Raw genomic sequence first — 13,540 nt, forward strand, 5'->3', positions numbered from 1 at the left:
GGATCTTGCGCGCCCCCCTTGCGGGGAGAAAACCGCATATCAGGCGGCGGATGCGGACCCCGTCGCGGACGCCCCGGCCGACGTCTTCGGGCTCTTCGGGGTGGTGGGAGTCTTCGGGGCCGCCGCGAGGAACGTCTTCCAGCCGCCGGCCGGCTGCTGGCCGACGTCGAGGGTGCGCAGCTTCTCGAGGACCTCGGGCTTCTGGACGTCGATCCAGTCCACGAACTGCCGGAAGGAGACCAGCCGTACGTCCGCGCCCTTCTCCTTCTCCCGCGCGATGTGCTTGAAGGCCTCCTCGACGGAGTCCATGTAGATGCCGCCGTTCCACTTCTCGAAGTGGTTGCCGATGAAGAACGGAGCGCGGTTGGACTCGTACGCCCGCTGGAAGCCCTGGATGTAGGCCTGCGCGGACTGCTTGCGCCAGCCCGGGTAGTTGTAGCTGGGCGCCTTGGTCGAGTTTTTCGACTGGTTGGCGAGCATGTTGTAGTCCATCGACAGGACCTCGAAGCTGTGGCCCGGGAAGGGCACCTGCTGCAGCGGCAGGTCCCACAGGCCGCCCCGCTTCTTCGGCCACACCTGACGGCCGCCCGGCGAGGAGGCGTCGTAGCGCCAGCCGAGTTCCTTGGCGGTCGGCAGCAGGTTGTCCTGGCCGAGGAGGCAGGGGGTGCGGCCGCCGACGAGTTCCTTGTCGTAGTCGAAGGGCAGCGCGGGCAGGTCCGTCCAGCCGGTGTTGGTCCGCCAGTTCTTCACGAACGACTTGGCCTGGTCTATCTCGCTGCGCCACTGCTTGGCCGTCCAGTTGCCGACGGTGCCGTGGCCGGAGCAGAAGTGCCCGTTGAAGTGGGTGCCTATCTCGTGGCCTTCGAGCCAGGCCCGGCGCACGTTGGTGAGCGTCGCCTTGACGTGGTCGTCGGTGAGGTAGCCGATGTCGGAGGCGCCGCGCGGGTTGTTCGGCGGGTCGTAGAGGCGCTTCTTCGACTCGGGCAGCAGATACAGCCCGGAGAGGAAGAAGGTCATGCTCGCGCCGTGCTCCTTGGCGAGGTCGAGGAAGCGCGGGAAGAGTCCGTTGCCGACCTCGCCGGCGCCGTCCCAGGAGAAGACGACGAACTGCGGCGGCTCCTGGCCGGGCTCCAGCGGGACCGGCTTGGCCGGCTGGTGGGGCTGCTTGCCGGTGAAGGAGGTCGAGCCGTCGCCGATGGGGCGGGCCGAGGGCTTCGGACTGCCGGAAGGGCTGCCGTTGGAACCGTCCTTGCCCGACCCCGCGGGCTTCGGGTCGCCGGAACCGGTGAGGCTGCCGCAGCCGGACAGTCCGGCGACGGCGGCGGCCCCGGCACCGAGTCCGAGTGCTCCCCTTCGGGTGATCGTGCGCATGGCGTCCTCGTTCGTCAGGTCCTCGTCAGTGGTCACTTAATCAGAGGACATGACGAACGAGGGGGTTCCCCCCATAGTTCCGGATTCGGTAACAGGGGAACTGATTCAGCCAGCGGTTTCGGCGTGGGCAGGGGGTAACGGCTTCGACGTGGGCAGGAGAAGCGGATTCGACGGGTGCGCGCGGGCGGCGGCTACGCGCCGAAGGCCTTGTCCTTCCCCTTCACCGGCTTGGCGCCGGCCCGGAGATGGGCCGGCACGAGGTCGATGGCGGGCTCGCTGTAGCCGACGGACACGATCCTGTCGCCCTGGTACGTGAAGCTCGTCAGCGAGGCGAGCGTGCACTGCCGCTTGCGCGGGTCGTGCCACAGCCGCCGCCGCTCGACGTAGGACCGCACGATCCAGATCGGCAACTGGTGGCTGACGAGCACGGCTTCGTACCCGCGGGCCGCGTCCTTCGCCGCGTCCAGAGCGCCCATCATCCGCACCACCTGGTCGACGTACGGCTCGCCCCAGGACGGCTTGAACGGGTTGACGAGGTGCTTCCAGTTCTCGGGCCGGCGCAGCGCCCCGTCCCCCACCCCGAACGTCTTGCCCTGGAAGACGTTGTCGGCCTCGATGAGCCGCGCGTCGGTGGCCAGATCCAGACCGTGCGCCTTCGCGATCGGCGTGGCCGTCTCCTGCGCCCGCTCCAGCGGCGAGGCGACGACGTACGTCACATCACGCGGGGCGAGGTGCTCGGCGACCCGGTCGGCCATCTGCCGGCCCAACTCGGAGAGGTGGTAGCCGTCGAGACGGCCGTAGAGCACACCGTCGGGGTTGGCGACCTCGCCGTGCCGCATGAGATGGACGACGGTGAGGTCCTTGCCGCTGTTGCCGTGGGTGCTCACGCGGTGGCCTCCGCAGCCGCTCGGGCCGCCGCCGGGAGGGCGTCGGCGATTCTCTGGACGGCCGCGTCGTCGTGGGCCGTGGACACGAACCAGGACTCGAAGGACGACGGCGGCAGGTAGACGCCGTTCGCCAGCAGCGAGTGGAAGAACGCGGTGAAGCGGAACGACTCCTGCGCCTTGGCGTCCTCGTAGTCACGGACGGGCCGGTCCGTGAAGAAGACGGAGAACATGCTGGAGGCGCTCTGCAGCGTGTGCGCGACGCCCTCCTTGGTGAGCGCCTCGGAGACGAGCGCCTGGATCTGCCCGGACACGGCGTTGATCCTGGTGTAGGCGTCGTCGTCGAGGAGCCGCAGTTGGGCGAGCCCCGCGGCGGTGGCGACCGGGTTCCCGGAGAGCGTGCCGGCCTGGTAGACGGGCCCGGCGGGAGCGAGGTGCGCCATGACGTCGGCGCGACCGCCGAACGCGGCTGCGGGGAAGCCGCCACCCATGACCTTCCCGAAGGTCATCAGGTCGGGCCGCACCCCGTCGATCCCGAACCAGCCCGCCCGGCTGGTCCGGAAGCCGGTCATGACCTCGTCGGAGATGAACAGCGCGCCGTTGTTGGCGCAGGCGTCCTTGAGTCCCTGGTTGAAGCCGGGCAGCGGCGGCACGACCCCCATGTTCCCGGGCGAGGCCTCGGTGATCACGCACGCGATCTCGCCGGGATGCCGGTGGAAGGCCTCCTGCACGGCCTCCAGGTCGTTGTACGGCAGGACGATGGTGTCGCCGGCCTGGGCGCCGGTGACCCCCGGGGTGTCGGGCAGCGCGAAGGTGGCCACGCCGCTGCCGGCCGCGGCGAGCAGCGAGTCGACGTGACCGTGGTAACACCCGGCGAACTTGATCACCTTGGTGCGGCGGGTGAAGCCGCGGGCGAGTCGGATGGCCGACATGGTGGCCTCGGTGCCGCTGGAGACCAGCCGCACCTGCTCCAGGGGCTCGATGCGGGCCACCATCTCCTCGGCGAGCGCCACCTCGCCCTCACCGGGCGTGCCGAAGGAGGTGCCGCGGGAGACGGCGTCCTGCACGGCCGCGATGACCTCGGGGTGCGAGTGCCCGAGGATCATGGGCCCCCAGGAGCAGACGAGGTCGACGTACTCGCGCCCGTCGGCGTCCGTCAGATACGGGCCGGTGCCGGACACCATGAACCGGGGCGTTCCGCCCACGGCGCGGAAGGCACGCACCGGGGAGTTCACGCCGCCCGGCGTGACGGCCGACGCACGGTCGAAAAGCGCCTGCGAGACGGGCGCATCGTATGAATAGGGCAGTTCGCTCATGACCTGCGACTTCTCCGACCTTCTCCGACTTGCTGGACTCCGGTTGCCAGTGACCTCCCAGGGTAGGCCAGCGGTGCTCGCCCTCGGCCGGGGCCGCCGCCCGCCCGCCCGACCGCTTCGTCATCTGCGAAACTGAAACGGACTGAGCCTGATAGACGTAGCTCACAACGACCAGGTGTCGAGGGGCTGCGAAGATCCTGCGGACAGGTGTTTCAACGCACGTTTCGGCGTGCGGCCGTGGGGGAGGTCACTGACACGATGATCGGGTTGCGCGGCGGGGGCCACGCGTCCTAGAAAAGCAGTCGGGTGGAGATATGCATCGCGGTGGCGGGCTGGGCGAGGGGACTGACGACCTGGGTCCTCGACGTGCCCATCGGGGAAGGCACCGGCGCGACGCGGAGGAAGCCGACGAAGCACGCCAGAACCAGGGCCTGAACCAAGGCATGAACCAAGGTATGAACCAGGGTGTACCGAATGAGCCCGAGCGGGTCGACGGCCGATTCGACGGCCGATTCGACCGTCGAGTCGACCAGCGGGTCGATCGTCTCCAGGCGGAGAGCAGGAATGGTGGTCGGGTGGGGGTGACGTACAAGTACTTCGGCGCGCCGGACGGCGCGACGGCGGCCCGCGTCCCGATCTCGATGCGCCCCGAGGAGCTCGGCGGCGACGAGCTCGGCATGAACGGCATGTTCACCAAGATCAAGCCGGAGACGATGGCCGCGATGGTCCTCACCGGCATCGAAGGCGTCCCCCTCCACAAGGTGCCCCCGCTGGAACTGGTCGTCCTCCACCCCGACTACGCCGTCGTGAAGCTCCCCATGACGGTCGTGGACCCCCTGCGCGACATCGGCGAGGAAGCGGTGGGCGCGGCAGCGTTCATCTGGTCGACGGTCCCGGACCGCGGCGGCCCCCGCGACGCGTTCAACGTCTACCAACTGCTGCACGAATGGCAGGACTTCAGCCACCGGCTGCATGAGGCGGGGCATCAGCCCTATTGCTTGGTGTGGCCCTGACCTGGGGTTTCACTGGTGGCGGGCGGGGTCTTCGGGCCTCGCCCTTTTCAGTGCCGGAGAGAGGCCGTCAGGCGGCCAGGGCACATTGGTTTCCCTGGGGGCACTGATGTGCCCTGGGTGTCGGGCGGGTCAGCGTCGTCTTCCGCTTCCGTGAGGGCGTCGTCGATCGCCTTGCGGGTGCGGGTCTCGCTGGACGGCAGCAGGTGCGTGTACGTCCGCAGCGTGAAGCCCGGGTCCGAGTGCCCGAGGTGTTCGGAGAGCGCACCTCCGCGCGGGCGGTGGCCCGGTCGGGTCAGGTGCGGGTGCCGATCTCTGCTTTGAACAGGGCCCAGAAGCTTTCCGCGGCGGCGTTGTCGAAGCATGATCCGGTGCGTCCGCAGCTCTGCCGCAGTCCCAACTTCCCTATCCGTTCCCGGAACTGGGTCGACGTATATTCGTTGCCGCGATCGCTGTGGATCACGCAGCCGGGCTCTAGTCAGCCCCGGCCGTGGGCCATGTCGAGTGCATCGACGACGAGTTCGGCGCGGTGGTGGTCGGCCATCGCGTCCCGCTTGAACTCCTCGGTGTACCGCTTTGTGTACTTGCTTCCCACCTGGTGCTACTTCCTCTGGAACCTCAAGATCCCAGTCTCCAGGTGTCCACGATCAAGGGGAAGCTTCACGCACTGGCCCTCCCTGGTCCTGCCTCACCCTTGCCGGCCCTTCGACCTCGATACTGCCCGCAGTTCCGCCGAACGCCGGTGAGCGGCCGTTGGTCCGGCGTGGCCGTGCCCGGTGAGCGGGAACAGTCGGCTCCTACACGGGCGCCGGATGTACGAGGCGGCCGTGGTAGATGAGTGAGGCGGCCTGTTTCAGGCGGCGGACGCGGATGCTGACCTCGTAGGCGTCGATGCCGTCTATGGCAGCGACGCGGGTGGTGAGGTAGCGGTAGAAGTCCTCGGCGTCGCGGCAGATGACGCTGACCATCAGGTTGTGCCGGCCGCTGATGGCGCCGGCGAAGGCGACCTCGGCGTGCCGGGCGAGTTCCTCGCCGGCCTGTTTGAGGCGGGCGGGGGCGACGCGCAGCCAGAGGGTGGCGTTGAGGGTGTGGCCCAGGCGCTCGGGCAATAGTTCCACGTCGTAGAAGAGCGTGCCGGACGTCTCCAGGGCTTCCAGGCGACGGGCGACGCGCGCGTTGGACCAGCCGGTGAGCTCGGCGAGGCGGGTGTGGGTGGCGCGGCCGTCCTCGGCGAGGGCGTCCAGCAGCGGGGTGTCCTCGACCGTAGGGGGCCGCGGCGGCCCCGCGGGGGTGGGGGGCCGGTCACCGGTGAGCTGCCGTACCTGGTCGGGGGTGAGGCCGGCGCCGTAACCGGTCCATTCACTGGTGCCGGTCTCGCCGAAGGGGTGCAGAAGCAGGTCGATGCTGACGTCAAGGACGGAGGCCGCGCGGGGCAGCTGGCGCAGCAGGACGTCGTCGCGGTGGGCCTCGACGGGGGAGCGGATCATGCAGATGATCTCCGAGCCGCCGGAGGCGAGGTTGGCGTAGGCGATGTCCGGCCGCTTGGCCAGGGAGTCCGCCAGGGGGCCGACCCGGTCGGGGCGGGAACGGATGCGGGCCACCCAATGGGCCTGCCCGTACACCGCAGGGTTGACCTGGCCGATCACCCGCATCACCCCGCTGCGGCGCAGGGCGTGGTAGCGGCGGGCGGCGGTCTGCTCCGACACGCCCGTCACCTCGCCGATGCGCCGGAACGGGGCGCGGGGTGCGCATTGGAGTGCGTGGAGGATTTTCCTGTCCACATCGTCGTTCACAGGGGGAGTCTGCCATCGAGCGGGACCATGGTGGAGGCTTTTGTTCATCTCGGGCTGCAAAGTTCATGGTCGGAGGCGGCGAGGCGGATGCTGGGGCGTGTCCGTAAGGAAAGGACGTGACTCCCATGAGCACGCGGTTGGCACCGGCGGTGGTCTGCCTCGGCACGTTCGTCCTGCTGATGCACCTGACCACGGCGGGTGTGGGACGACCCCACCAGGCGGCGTCGCGCACCGGTGCCTCCCGCATCCAGCGCGTTGTCGGTGACGTGGCTCCGGTGCCGGCGGCTGTGCTTACGGGCGTCTGCCGGTCGGCTGTCCGGCGGGGTGTCGCTGCCGCTCCCTGACCGGCCCGGCCGGAGTGTCCTCCTCGCATCCCCCGGGTGCTCCGGGCCATGAAGCGGCGCTGTGCCGACGAGCCGACCGCACCACGACACACGAGCAGCGCCTGATCATCAGAGAGGCATCCGTCCCCGTGCACTTCACCGTCGACGCCTTCCGCTCGACACCCCCGTTCGACATCCTCGCCAAACTCTTCGGGCAGCCGGAGCACACCGATTGGCTCGACGAGAGCCTGTCGTGGAAGCAGACCTGCTACATCGGTGACTGGTCGTTCCTGCCGCAGACCCGCTTCCGCGGTCCCGGCGTGCTGTACGGCGACGGCCCGCACCCCACCTTCATGGACATGCCCCGCGACCTGCGCGGCCACCTGTGGATGGATCGAGTGGAGTGCGACAGTGTCCTCGTCGGCACGGCCACCTCGCGCGGCTACAGCTACTACTTCCGCAAGATGCTCTCCCTGGCCGTGCTGAACGTCGCCGAAGCCGAGATCGGCACGCAGGTCGACGTCGTCTGGGGTAATCCCGGCGACCCGGTCAAGCGCATCCGGGCCACCGTCGCCAAGGCCCCCTTCAAACGCGTCCGTTCGCGCGCCGAGCTCCACGCCCACCTGGCCGCGTACCGGGCAGGGTCCGGACCGGCCGCGTAAGCCGCGGAGAACCCCACCCACCGGCGCCTGCGGGACGCCACCGGCAACATCCGCGGGTCAGGGCTGCCCGCCTCCGGCACGGCAGCCCCCGTGCACCAACGTCTGCCCCACCCAACCGACCGCGGCACACCACGCCGCACGGGAGAAAGCGGAATTTCCGTGAACGCCACCACAACGGCGATCAGGTCGACCGACCGGCGGGCGGCCACCATCGTCATGGCCTGCCTCGGCGTGTTCGTCGCCTATCTGCCGATCACCACGGTCGCCGTCAGTCTGCCCGCGATCCAGCGGGCACTGAGCACCTCGACCGCCCAACTCTCCTGGGTCCAGGACGCGTTCGTCCTGCCCATGGCCGCGTTCATCATGACCGCGGGCGTCTTCGGTGACGTCCACGGCCGCAAGAAGGTCTTCCAGGCGGGCCTGTTCTGCTGTGCCGCCGGGGCGGCAGTCGCCCTGTGTGCACACAACATCCAGACCCTGTGGGCCGGGCAGGCCCTGGCCGGTCTGGGCTCGGCCGCGCTGCTGCCCACCACGCTGGCGCTGATCAGCCACGCGGTGCCCGACTTCCGCGAGCGCGGCAAGTTCATCGGCATGTGGGCCATGGCCATGCTCGCGGCCCTGGCCGTCGGCCCGGTCATCGCCGGCGTGATCCTCGACCACTTCTCCTGGCGCTGGATCTACCTGCTGTCCGTCCCCCTCTCGCTGGTCGCGATGGCCGTCGCCGCCCCGCTGCTGACCGACTCGCGCGCCCCGCACGGTCGCAAGCTCGACTGGCCCGGCCAGATCACCGCCGCCGTCGCCGTCACCGCCCTGGTCTACGGCGTGATCGAGGGCGGCGCCGACTCCTTCACCGCCACCAAGGTGATCGCCGCCCTGGTGCTGGGCGTCCTCGCGCTGATCGCGTTCGTCGTGTCGGAGAAGCGCAGCGACAGCCCGATGCTGGACCTGGCGGTCTTCCGCAGCGCGGCCTTCACCGCCACCGCCCTGGTCGCCCTGATCACCTTCCTCGGGCTGATCGGCTTCTTCTTCGTCCTCAGCCTGTACTTCGGCATGGTGCAGCAGCTCGGCACCCTGGAGGCGGGCGCGCGGCTGCTGCTGGTCCCGGTCGCCGCGATCGTGGCCGGAGCCCCGGCCGGACGGCTCATGCACCGTGTCCCGACCCGCTGGATGATCAGCGTCGGTCTGCTCCTGATCGCCGGGTCGCTGCTGGCCATGACCAACCTCGACACCGACACCTCCTACGGTTCGATCGCCTGGCGGCTGATCGTGCTGGGCGTCGGCCTCGGCCTGGTCACCACGCCGATGACGGCCACCGCCGTCGCCGCCGTGCCGCACCATCTGGCGGGTATGGCCTCGGCCGCCAACAACGCCTTCCGCCAGGTCGGCGGCGCGCTCGGCCCGGCCGTCCTCGGCGCCCTGCTGTCCACCCGCGCCGTGGACAGCCTGCCCGGCCATCTCGCCGACGCCGGCGTGACCGGAACCCAGGCCCACACCATCGTCGCCATGGCGAAGGAGGGCGGCCTGGGCGCGGTCGCCGGAATGAACTTCGGCTCCACGGCCAACCAGGTCTACGGCGCCTTGGGCGACTCCCTCCTCGACGGCATGCGCCTGTGCCTCATCGTGGCAGCCATCCTGGCCCTGATAGCCGCGGCTTGCGCGGTCGTCCTGCTGCGCCGCCCCAAGCAGCAGACCAGCACCGGCGCGGCGCGGACCGCCGACGTGGCACAGCACGGCAACCCGGACGCCACCGCCGAGAACGCCCAGGCGGCCAGCACCGCCCAGCCCTTCGGACACCGCCGCAGCTGACCGGGCGGCAAGGGGAGGGGCATCGCCCGCGCCGGTCACACAAGTCGCGGACGGTGCCCCTCCCCTGCGGTGGGTCCGGCAGCCACGTGCCGGCAGAGCCCGAGGGCAGGACGATGCCCATCACCAAGCAGCTGATGGGATACGCAGGATCAACGTCTCCGGCGCCGCCCGCGCTGTCACCTCCTGGCTGCTGAAACGGATCCAGGCGTGAGTCCGGCCGGTCGAACGCGAGTCCTGCAGAACAGCGCACGCCCATGCCCGCCCCCGGCACCAGCACGAAGAGCGACGAACGACGTCGGACCATCATGGCCGGCGCGGTCGACTGCTTCGCGCAAAAGGGTTTCTACGGTACGACGACGCACGAGATCGCAGACTGGGTCGGCATCTCTCAGCCGTATCTCCACCGCCTGTACCCGAACAAGGAAGCGCTGTTCGCGGCGGTGGTCGACCAGTTCCTGGGGTTTGCGGTGCTTGCACTGAGAGACCGGGTGACTCATGGCTACTACCGCAGTGGCTACCGCCAAGGCCGCCCCAACTTCGGGTGCGTGCAGGGTAAGGGCGACGCCGTCAGTGGAGGATCTTCTCCTTGGCCTGGCGGAATTCCTCGTCCGAGATGTCGCCCCTGGCGCGGACTTCGGAGAGCTTGGCGAGTTCGTCCACCTCACTGGGGCGTCCAGCGGTCTCGCGAATGTAGGCGTCCGTGGCCTGCTTCCGTGCCTGGGCGTGCCGCTGTTCGCGCTTGCCCATGTCCTTGCCCCGGGCGATGACGTAGACGAAGACTCCGAGGAAGGGGAGCACGATCGCGAAGACGAGCCAACCGGTCTTGCCCCATCCGCTCAGGCTGTCGTCGCGGAAGATGTCCGCGACGACCCGGAAGAGCAGGGTGAACCAGAGGATCCACAGGAAGATCCACATGACGGTCCAGAAGGCCCCGAGGACCGGGTAGTCGTAGGCGAGGTTCAGATTGCCACCCATTGTTTTCTCCCGTCGCTGTCCCCCCGGTGTCCCCCGTCGGGGTCCCGGTGTGGCCGTGGGCCCGGTCGCGCCGCCCGGTGGGGTGCCGCGACCGGGTTTCCCCGAGGGCTACTCCTCGTGGCTCAGTTGCAGTCCGAAAGCCTCGCCGATGCTGCGCGCAGCGGACACGACGCGGGCGCTTCCGACCACCGGGGCCACCGCCACCAGCGTGCCCTGGATCTTCTCCAGCGGTACGCCGAGATCGTCTGCGGTGCTGATGTTGAGCAGGTAGGAAGCGGGGGCGGCGTCCATGGCGACCAGTGCGGCGATGCGCACCAACAAGTACGACTCCGGGTCCAGGCCAGAGCGCTCGAACGTGTCGAGCGTCATCTGGACGATTGTTTCGAACACCGGGGCGTCCGCCTGCGCGAGGGCGCCGACGCCGCCTGCTCCTGCCATGTACTCAGCCATCTCGTGGCTCCTTCCGACGGTGCTGTGACGGTCTTGACCATCAGCAAAGCCCGATCCGCGTCGGCCGGGATCACCCGGGACAGGTGATCCCGGCCGACCGCCGGCCTCCTCCCCCACGGGGCCACGCTGGTCAGCCCTCGCTAACCGGATAGCTGCCCGGTACGGTCTTCACCGAGGCGGACACATGTCCGCTTAGGTCACGTCGGCCATGGTCGGGCAGGACGTCGTCGTCTCGGCCCTGGACCTTCCTGCGGAACATCTACGCGAACAAGGAACTCTCCGAGCGGGCGATCCGCTCCAGCGGCCTGGACTGGACGCTGGTCTACCCGACCGTGCTCACGAAGGGCCCCGCCAAGGGCGCCTACCTCGTCGGCGACCGTCTCCCGATGAAGGGCAACCCGTCGATCAGCCGCGCGGACGTCGCCGACTTCATGTACAAGGCGGCCCACAGCCCCGAGTGGATCCACGGCGACGCCGTCATCACGGACTGACACCCCCCGCGCCTTTCGTGAAGTCAGCGCCTGCCCGCCGTCTGTAGCCGGATGCGGGCGTCGAGGCCGGTGCCGGGGGCGGGGTGGAGGGTGATGGCGCCGCCGGAGGCGTCGACGAGGTGGCGGACGATGGGCAGGCCCAGTCCGGTGCCGTCGTGGTGGGAGTCGGAGGCGCGCCAGAAGCGGTCGAAGGCCCGCTCCCGGTCGGTCTCGCTCATACCGGGCCCCTGGTCGACGACGTGGAGCTCGCCGCCCGGGCCACGGTGGAGGGTGATGGTGGTGCTGGGCGGCGAGACGCGCAGGGCGTTGGCGACCAGGTTGTCGATGATCTGTTCCAGCGCCCCGGGGATCGCCCACACCCGTCCGGCGGGCGGACCGGTGACGTCGATGGCGACGTACTGCTCGGCGGCCAGCGGCTCCCACATCGCGACCCGGTCGGCGAGCGCGGCGTCCAGGTCGACGGGTTCGGGGGTGGTGGCGGTGTTCTCCAGACGGGCCAGGGCGAGCAGCCCCTGCACCATGCGGCCGAGGCGTTGCACCTCCCCGACGGCTTCTTCCAGGCTGCCGTGGGCGCGCGGGTCCAGGTAGGGCTCGAAGTTCTCCAGGCGCAGCCGCAGCGCGGTCAGCGGGGTCTTCAGCTGGTGGGAGGCTTCGGAGGCGAACGCCTGCTGGCCCTTGAGGAGTTGTTGCAGCCGGGTGGCGGTGCGGGTGAAGGAGGCGGCCAGGCTGCGCAGTTCGGGCGGGCCGGTGGTGGCGTCGGGCGGGTGGGCGAGGTGGCCGTCCGCGAGCTGGGTGGTCGCCGCCTCCAGGGTGCGCAGGGGGCGGGTGATCCAGCGGGCCATGCTGAACGCGACCAGCGCGACGGCCGCCAGCACGCAGGCGCCGGCGAGCGCGAGGGCGCCCCAGATGCGGTGGACGCGGGCGGTGACCTGGTCCATCGGGTAGGTCAGGCGCAGGGTGCCGCGGACGGTGGTGCCCGAGGAGCCCGGCATGGTGGCCGACAGGACGTCAGCGCCGGCGCTGTCGGTCGTGGTGGTGACGGTGGACCGGTTGGTCAGGGCGCGGGCGATGTCCGGCCGGCCGGCGAGGCTGATGCCGGTGCGGCCGGCCGGGTCGGAGTCGGCGAGGACGATGCCCTGCCTGTCGGTGACGACGACACGGCCGCCGGTGCGGGCGGCGTGCTCGCGGACCACGCCGGGCAGTTCGTCGAGCCGGCCCTTCTCGATGTCCTCCTCGGTGACCTCGGCGAGCATGGCGGCGTCGCGCTCGACGTTCTGCGAGGCGCGGGTGGTCTCGCCGCGGGCGTAGACGTAACCGAGCGGGATCTCCAGGCCGGCCAGCACGAGCAGGGCCAGGACGAGGTAGCTCAGCAGCAGCCGCCGGGTCATCCGGGCCCCTCGGAGGCGCTGTGGTCACCGGGGACGGTCAGCCGGAAGCCGACCCCGCGGGCGGTGGTGATCCAGCCCGGGTCGCCGAGCTTGCGGCGCAGGGCGGCGACGTGGGCGTCGAGGGTCTTGGTGGGGCCGAAGAAGTGCGGGTCCCACACGGCGTCCATGATCTGCTGCCGGGAGTGGACCGTCCCGGGATCGTCGGCGAGGAAGGCGAGCAGGTCGAACTCTCTGGGCGTCAGGGCGATGTGCTGACCCGCGAGGTGGATCTCACGGGTGCGGCGGTTGACGGCCAGCGGCCCCAACTCCTGGGCCCCGGAGGCCGGTTGGTGTGCTTCCGGCAGGTCCACGGTCCCGGTCGGCGCATAGGCCGGGGCTCCCGCGCGGCGGGTGACGGCGCGGATGCGGGCGATCAACTCCCGTACGCCGAAGGGCTTGGCGAGGTAGTCGTCGGCGCCGAGTTCGAGGCCCACGATGCGGTCGGCCTCCTCGCCCCGCGCGGTGATCATGATGATGGGGACGGCGGAGCGGGCGCGCAGGCTGCGGCAGACGTCCAGGCCGTCCATGTCGGGCAGGCCGAGATCGAGCAGCACCAGGTCCGGCGCGGCGGCGGCATCGGCGTCGGCGAGTCCGGCCGCGCCGGTGCGGACGTGGTCCACGGTGAACCCGTAGCGTCCCAGGCCCTCGGTGAGGGGGCCGGCGATTCGGTCGTCGTCTTCGATGAGCAGCAGCCGCATGGCGCCAGGCTCGCACAGCTGTGCCTGAGCAGTCGGAGAGTTCACGGGAAGCCGCCTGGGGCGAGGGAGACGTACGGGACGACAGTGGGCAAGCGGGAGCCGTCCGGCCGAAGGGGGCGGGAGCCGTCGGCCGGACGGCGATGGCGGGGACGTCGCGCGACGCCGGCCGGGGAGTGGGCCGTGGCGTGGGCGGGACGTCCGGGCGCCGTGGCCGCGGCACGGGCCGTGGCCACGGCAGGGGCGGGGCCACGGCAGGGGCGGGGCCACGGCAGGGGCGGGGCCACGGCAGGGGCGGGGCCACGGCACGGGCGGGGCCACGGCACGGGCGGTGGCC

14 protein-coding genes and 2 pseudogenes are annotated in these 13,540 nt (G+C 70.5%); 6 read left to right on the forward strand and 10 right to left on the reverse strand.

The window, feature by feature from the left end:
• Positions 1-39: 39 nt before the first annotated feature.
• From ACIBTS_RS35450 to hemL, 3 genes are all read right to left on the reverse strand, one after another.
• On the reverse strand, positions 40-1,371 hold the full coding sequence (locus ACIBTS_RS35450) for a hypothetical protein (protein WP_399324876.1): 1,332 nt from the start codon (positions 1,369-1,371) through the stop codon (positions 40-42).
• Positions 1,372-1,562: 191 nt separating this feature from the next.
• Complete coding sequence (locus ACIBTS_RS35455; RefSeq protein ID WP_399324877.1) at positions 1,563-2,210, reverse strand: histidine phosphatase family protein; 648 nt, start codon at positions 2,208-2,210, stop codon at positions 1,563-1,565.
• Between the two features lie 44 nt (positions 2,211-2,254).
• Entirely contained in the window at positions 2,255-3,571 is a 1,317-nt protein-coding gene (gene hemL, locus ACIBTS_RS35460; RefSeq protein WP_399324807.1) for a glutamate-1-semialdehyde 2,1-aminomutase, read from the reverse strand.
• A 455-nt stretch (positions 3,572-4,026) separates the two neighbouring features.
• On the opposite strand from hemL, the gene ACIBTS_RS35465 reads away from it, so the two are divergent.
• Complete coding sequence (locus ACIBTS_RS35465) at positions 4,027-4,584, forward strand: hypothetical protein (RefSeq protein ID WP_399324808.1); 558 nt, start codon at positions 4,027-4,029, stop codon at positions 4,582-4,584.
• A 47-nt stretch (positions 4,585-4,631) separates the two neighbouring features.
• Here ACIBTS_RS35465 and ACIBTS_RS35470 read toward each other — a convergent pair.
• From ACIBTS_RS35470 to ACIBTS_RS35480, 3 genes and pseudogenes are all read right to left on the reverse strand, one after another.
• Positions 4,632-4,847, reverse strand: a pseudogene (locus tag ACIBTS_RS35470) (hypothetical protein); the annotation flags it as partial.
• A gap of 29 nt (positions 4,848-4,876) precedes the next feature.
• Positions 4,877-5,044 (reverse strand): hypothetical protein, encoded by a 168-nt coding sequence (locus tag ACIBTS_RS35475; protein ID WP_399324883.1) that lies wholly within the window; start codon positions 5,042-5,044, stop codon positions 4,877-4,879.
• 334 nt (positions 5,045-5,378) lie between these two features.
• Entirely contained in the window at positions 5,379-6,374 is a 996-nt protein-coding gene (locus ACIBTS_RS35480) for an Lrp/AsnC family transcriptional regulator (protein ID WP_399324809.1), read from the reverse strand.
• A gap of 125 nt (positions 6,375-6,499) precedes the next feature.
• On the opposite strand from ACIBTS_RS35480, the gene ACIBTS_RS35485 reads away from it, so the two are divergent.
• The 4 genes and pseudogenes from ACIBTS_RS35485 to ACIBTS_RS35500 form a co-directional block, all read left to right on the forward strand.
• Complete coding sequence (locus ACIBTS_RS35485) at positions 6,500-6,718, forward strand: hypothetical protein (RefSeq protein ID WP_306500877.1); 219 nt, start codon at positions 6,500-6,502, stop codon at positions 6,716-6,718.
• A 128-nt stretch (positions 6,719-6,846) separates the two neighbouring features.
• Entirely contained in the window at positions 6,847-7,359 is a 513-nt protein-coding gene (locus tag ACIBTS_RS35490; RefSeq protein ID WP_399324810.1) for a glycine cleavage T C-terminal barrel domain-containing protein, read from the forward strand.
• 159 nt (positions 7,360-7,518) lie between these two features.
• Positions 7,519-9,165 (forward strand): MFS transporter, encoded by a 1,647-nt coding sequence (locus ACIBTS_RS35495; protein ID WP_399324811.1) that lies wholly within the window; start codon positions 7,519-7,521, stop codon positions 9,163-9,165.
• A gap of 305 nt (positions 9,166-9,470) precedes the next feature.
• Positions 9,471-9,596 (forward strand): annotated as a pseudogene (locus tag ACIBTS_RS35500) (helix-turn-helix domain-containing protein); the annotation flags it as partial.
• Positions 9,597-9,732: 136 nt separating this feature from the next.
• On the opposite strand, the gene ACIBTS_RS35505 reads toward ACIBTS_RS35500, so the two are convergent.
• Together ACIBTS_RS35505 and ACIBTS_RS35510 are read right to left on the reverse strand one after the other, a co-directional pair.
• The gene (locus ACIBTS_RS35505; protein ID WP_399324812.1) at positions 9,733-10,140 is read right to left on the reverse strand and encodes an SHOCT domain-containing protein; all 408 of its coding nucleotides are present in this window, start codon (positions 10,138-10,140) and stop codon (positions 9,733-9,735) included.
• A 108-nt stretch (positions 10,141-10,248) separates the two neighbouring features.
• Positions 10,249-10,590, reverse strand: coding sequence for a carboxymuconolactone decarboxylase family protein (locus ACIBTS_RS35510; RefSeq protein WP_399324813.1), 342 nt, complete (start codon positions 10,588-10,590; stop codon positions 10,249-10,251).
• Positions 10,591-10,838: 248 nt separating this feature from the next.
• Between ACIBTS_RS35510 and ACIBTS_RS35515 the strand changes: the two genes are divergently transcribed.
• On the forward strand, positions 10,839-11,081 hold the full coding sequence (locus tag ACIBTS_RS35515; protein WP_399324878.1) for an NAD(P)-dependent oxidoreductase: 243 nt from the start codon (positions 10,839-10,841) through the stop codon (positions 11,079-11,081).
• Between the two features lie 23 nt (positions 11,082-11,104).
• Here the strand turns inward: ACIBTS_RS35515 and ACIBTS_RS35520 are convergent, their stop codons facing one another.
• Together ACIBTS_RS35520 and ACIBTS_RS35525 are read right to left on the reverse strand one after the other, a co-directional pair.
• Complete coding sequence (locus ACIBTS_RS35520; RefSeq protein ID WP_399324814.1) at positions 11,105-12,469, reverse strand: sensor histidine kinase; 1,365 nt, start codon at positions 12,467-12,469, stop codon at positions 11,105-11,107.
• Positions 12,466-13,206, reverse strand: coding sequence for a response regulator transcription factor (locus tag ACIBTS_RS35525; protein ID WP_399324879.1), 741 nt, complete (start codon positions 13,204-13,206; stop codon positions 12,466-12,468). Before ACIBTS_RS35525 ends, ACIBTS_RS35520 begins: the two co-directional genes overlap by 4 nt.
• Positions 13,207-13,540 lie beyond the last annotated feature (334 nt).

The sequence above is a fragment of the Streptomyces sp. NPDC050121 genome (assembly GCF_044460385.1).
Classification (GTDB): domain Bacteria; phylum Actinomycetota; class Actinomycetes; order Streptomycetales; family Streptomycetaceae; genus Streptomyces; species Streptomyces soliscabiei.

Bases quoted from the DNA above. Each gene is read 5' to 3' on its own strand.
- ACIBTS_RS35450 (WP_399324876.1), bottom strand. From the start codon at position 1,371: ATGCGCACGATCACCCGAAGGGGAGCACTCGGACTCGGTGCCGGGGCC.
- ACIBTS_RS35455 (WP_399324877.1), bottom strand. From the start codon at position 2,210: ATGCGGCACGGCGAGGTCGCCAACCCCGACGGTGTGCTCTACGGCCGT.
- hemL (WP_399324807.1), bottom strand. From the start codon at position 3,571: ATGAGCGAACTGCCCTATTCATACGATGCGCCCGTCTCGCAGGCGCTT.
- ACIBTS_RS35465 (WP_399324808.1), top strand. From the start codon at position 4,027: ATGAACCAGGGTGTACCGAATGAGCCCGAGCGGGTCGACGGCCGATTC.
- ACIBTS_RS35485 (WP_306500877.1), top strand. From the start codon at position 6,500: ATGAGCACGCGGTTGGCACCGGCGGTGGTCTGCCTCGGCACGTTCGTC.
- ACIBTS_RS35505 (WP_399324812.1), bottom strand. From the start codon at position 10,140: ATGGGTGGCAATCTGAACCTCGCCTACGACTACCCGGTCCTCGGGGCC.
- ACIBTS_RS35510 (WP_399324813.1), bottom strand. From the start codon at position 10,590: ATGGCTGAGTACATGGCAGGAGCAGGCGGCGTCGGCGCCCTCGCGCAG.
- ACIBTS_RS35520 (WP_399324814.1), bottom strand. From the start codon at position 12,469: ATGACCCGGCGGCTGCTGCTGAGCTACCTCGTCCTGGCCCTGCTCGTG.
- ACIBTS_RS35525 (WP_399324879.1), bottom strand. From the start codon at position 13,206: ATGCGGCTGCTGCTCATCGAAGACGACGACCGAATCGCCGGCCCCCTC.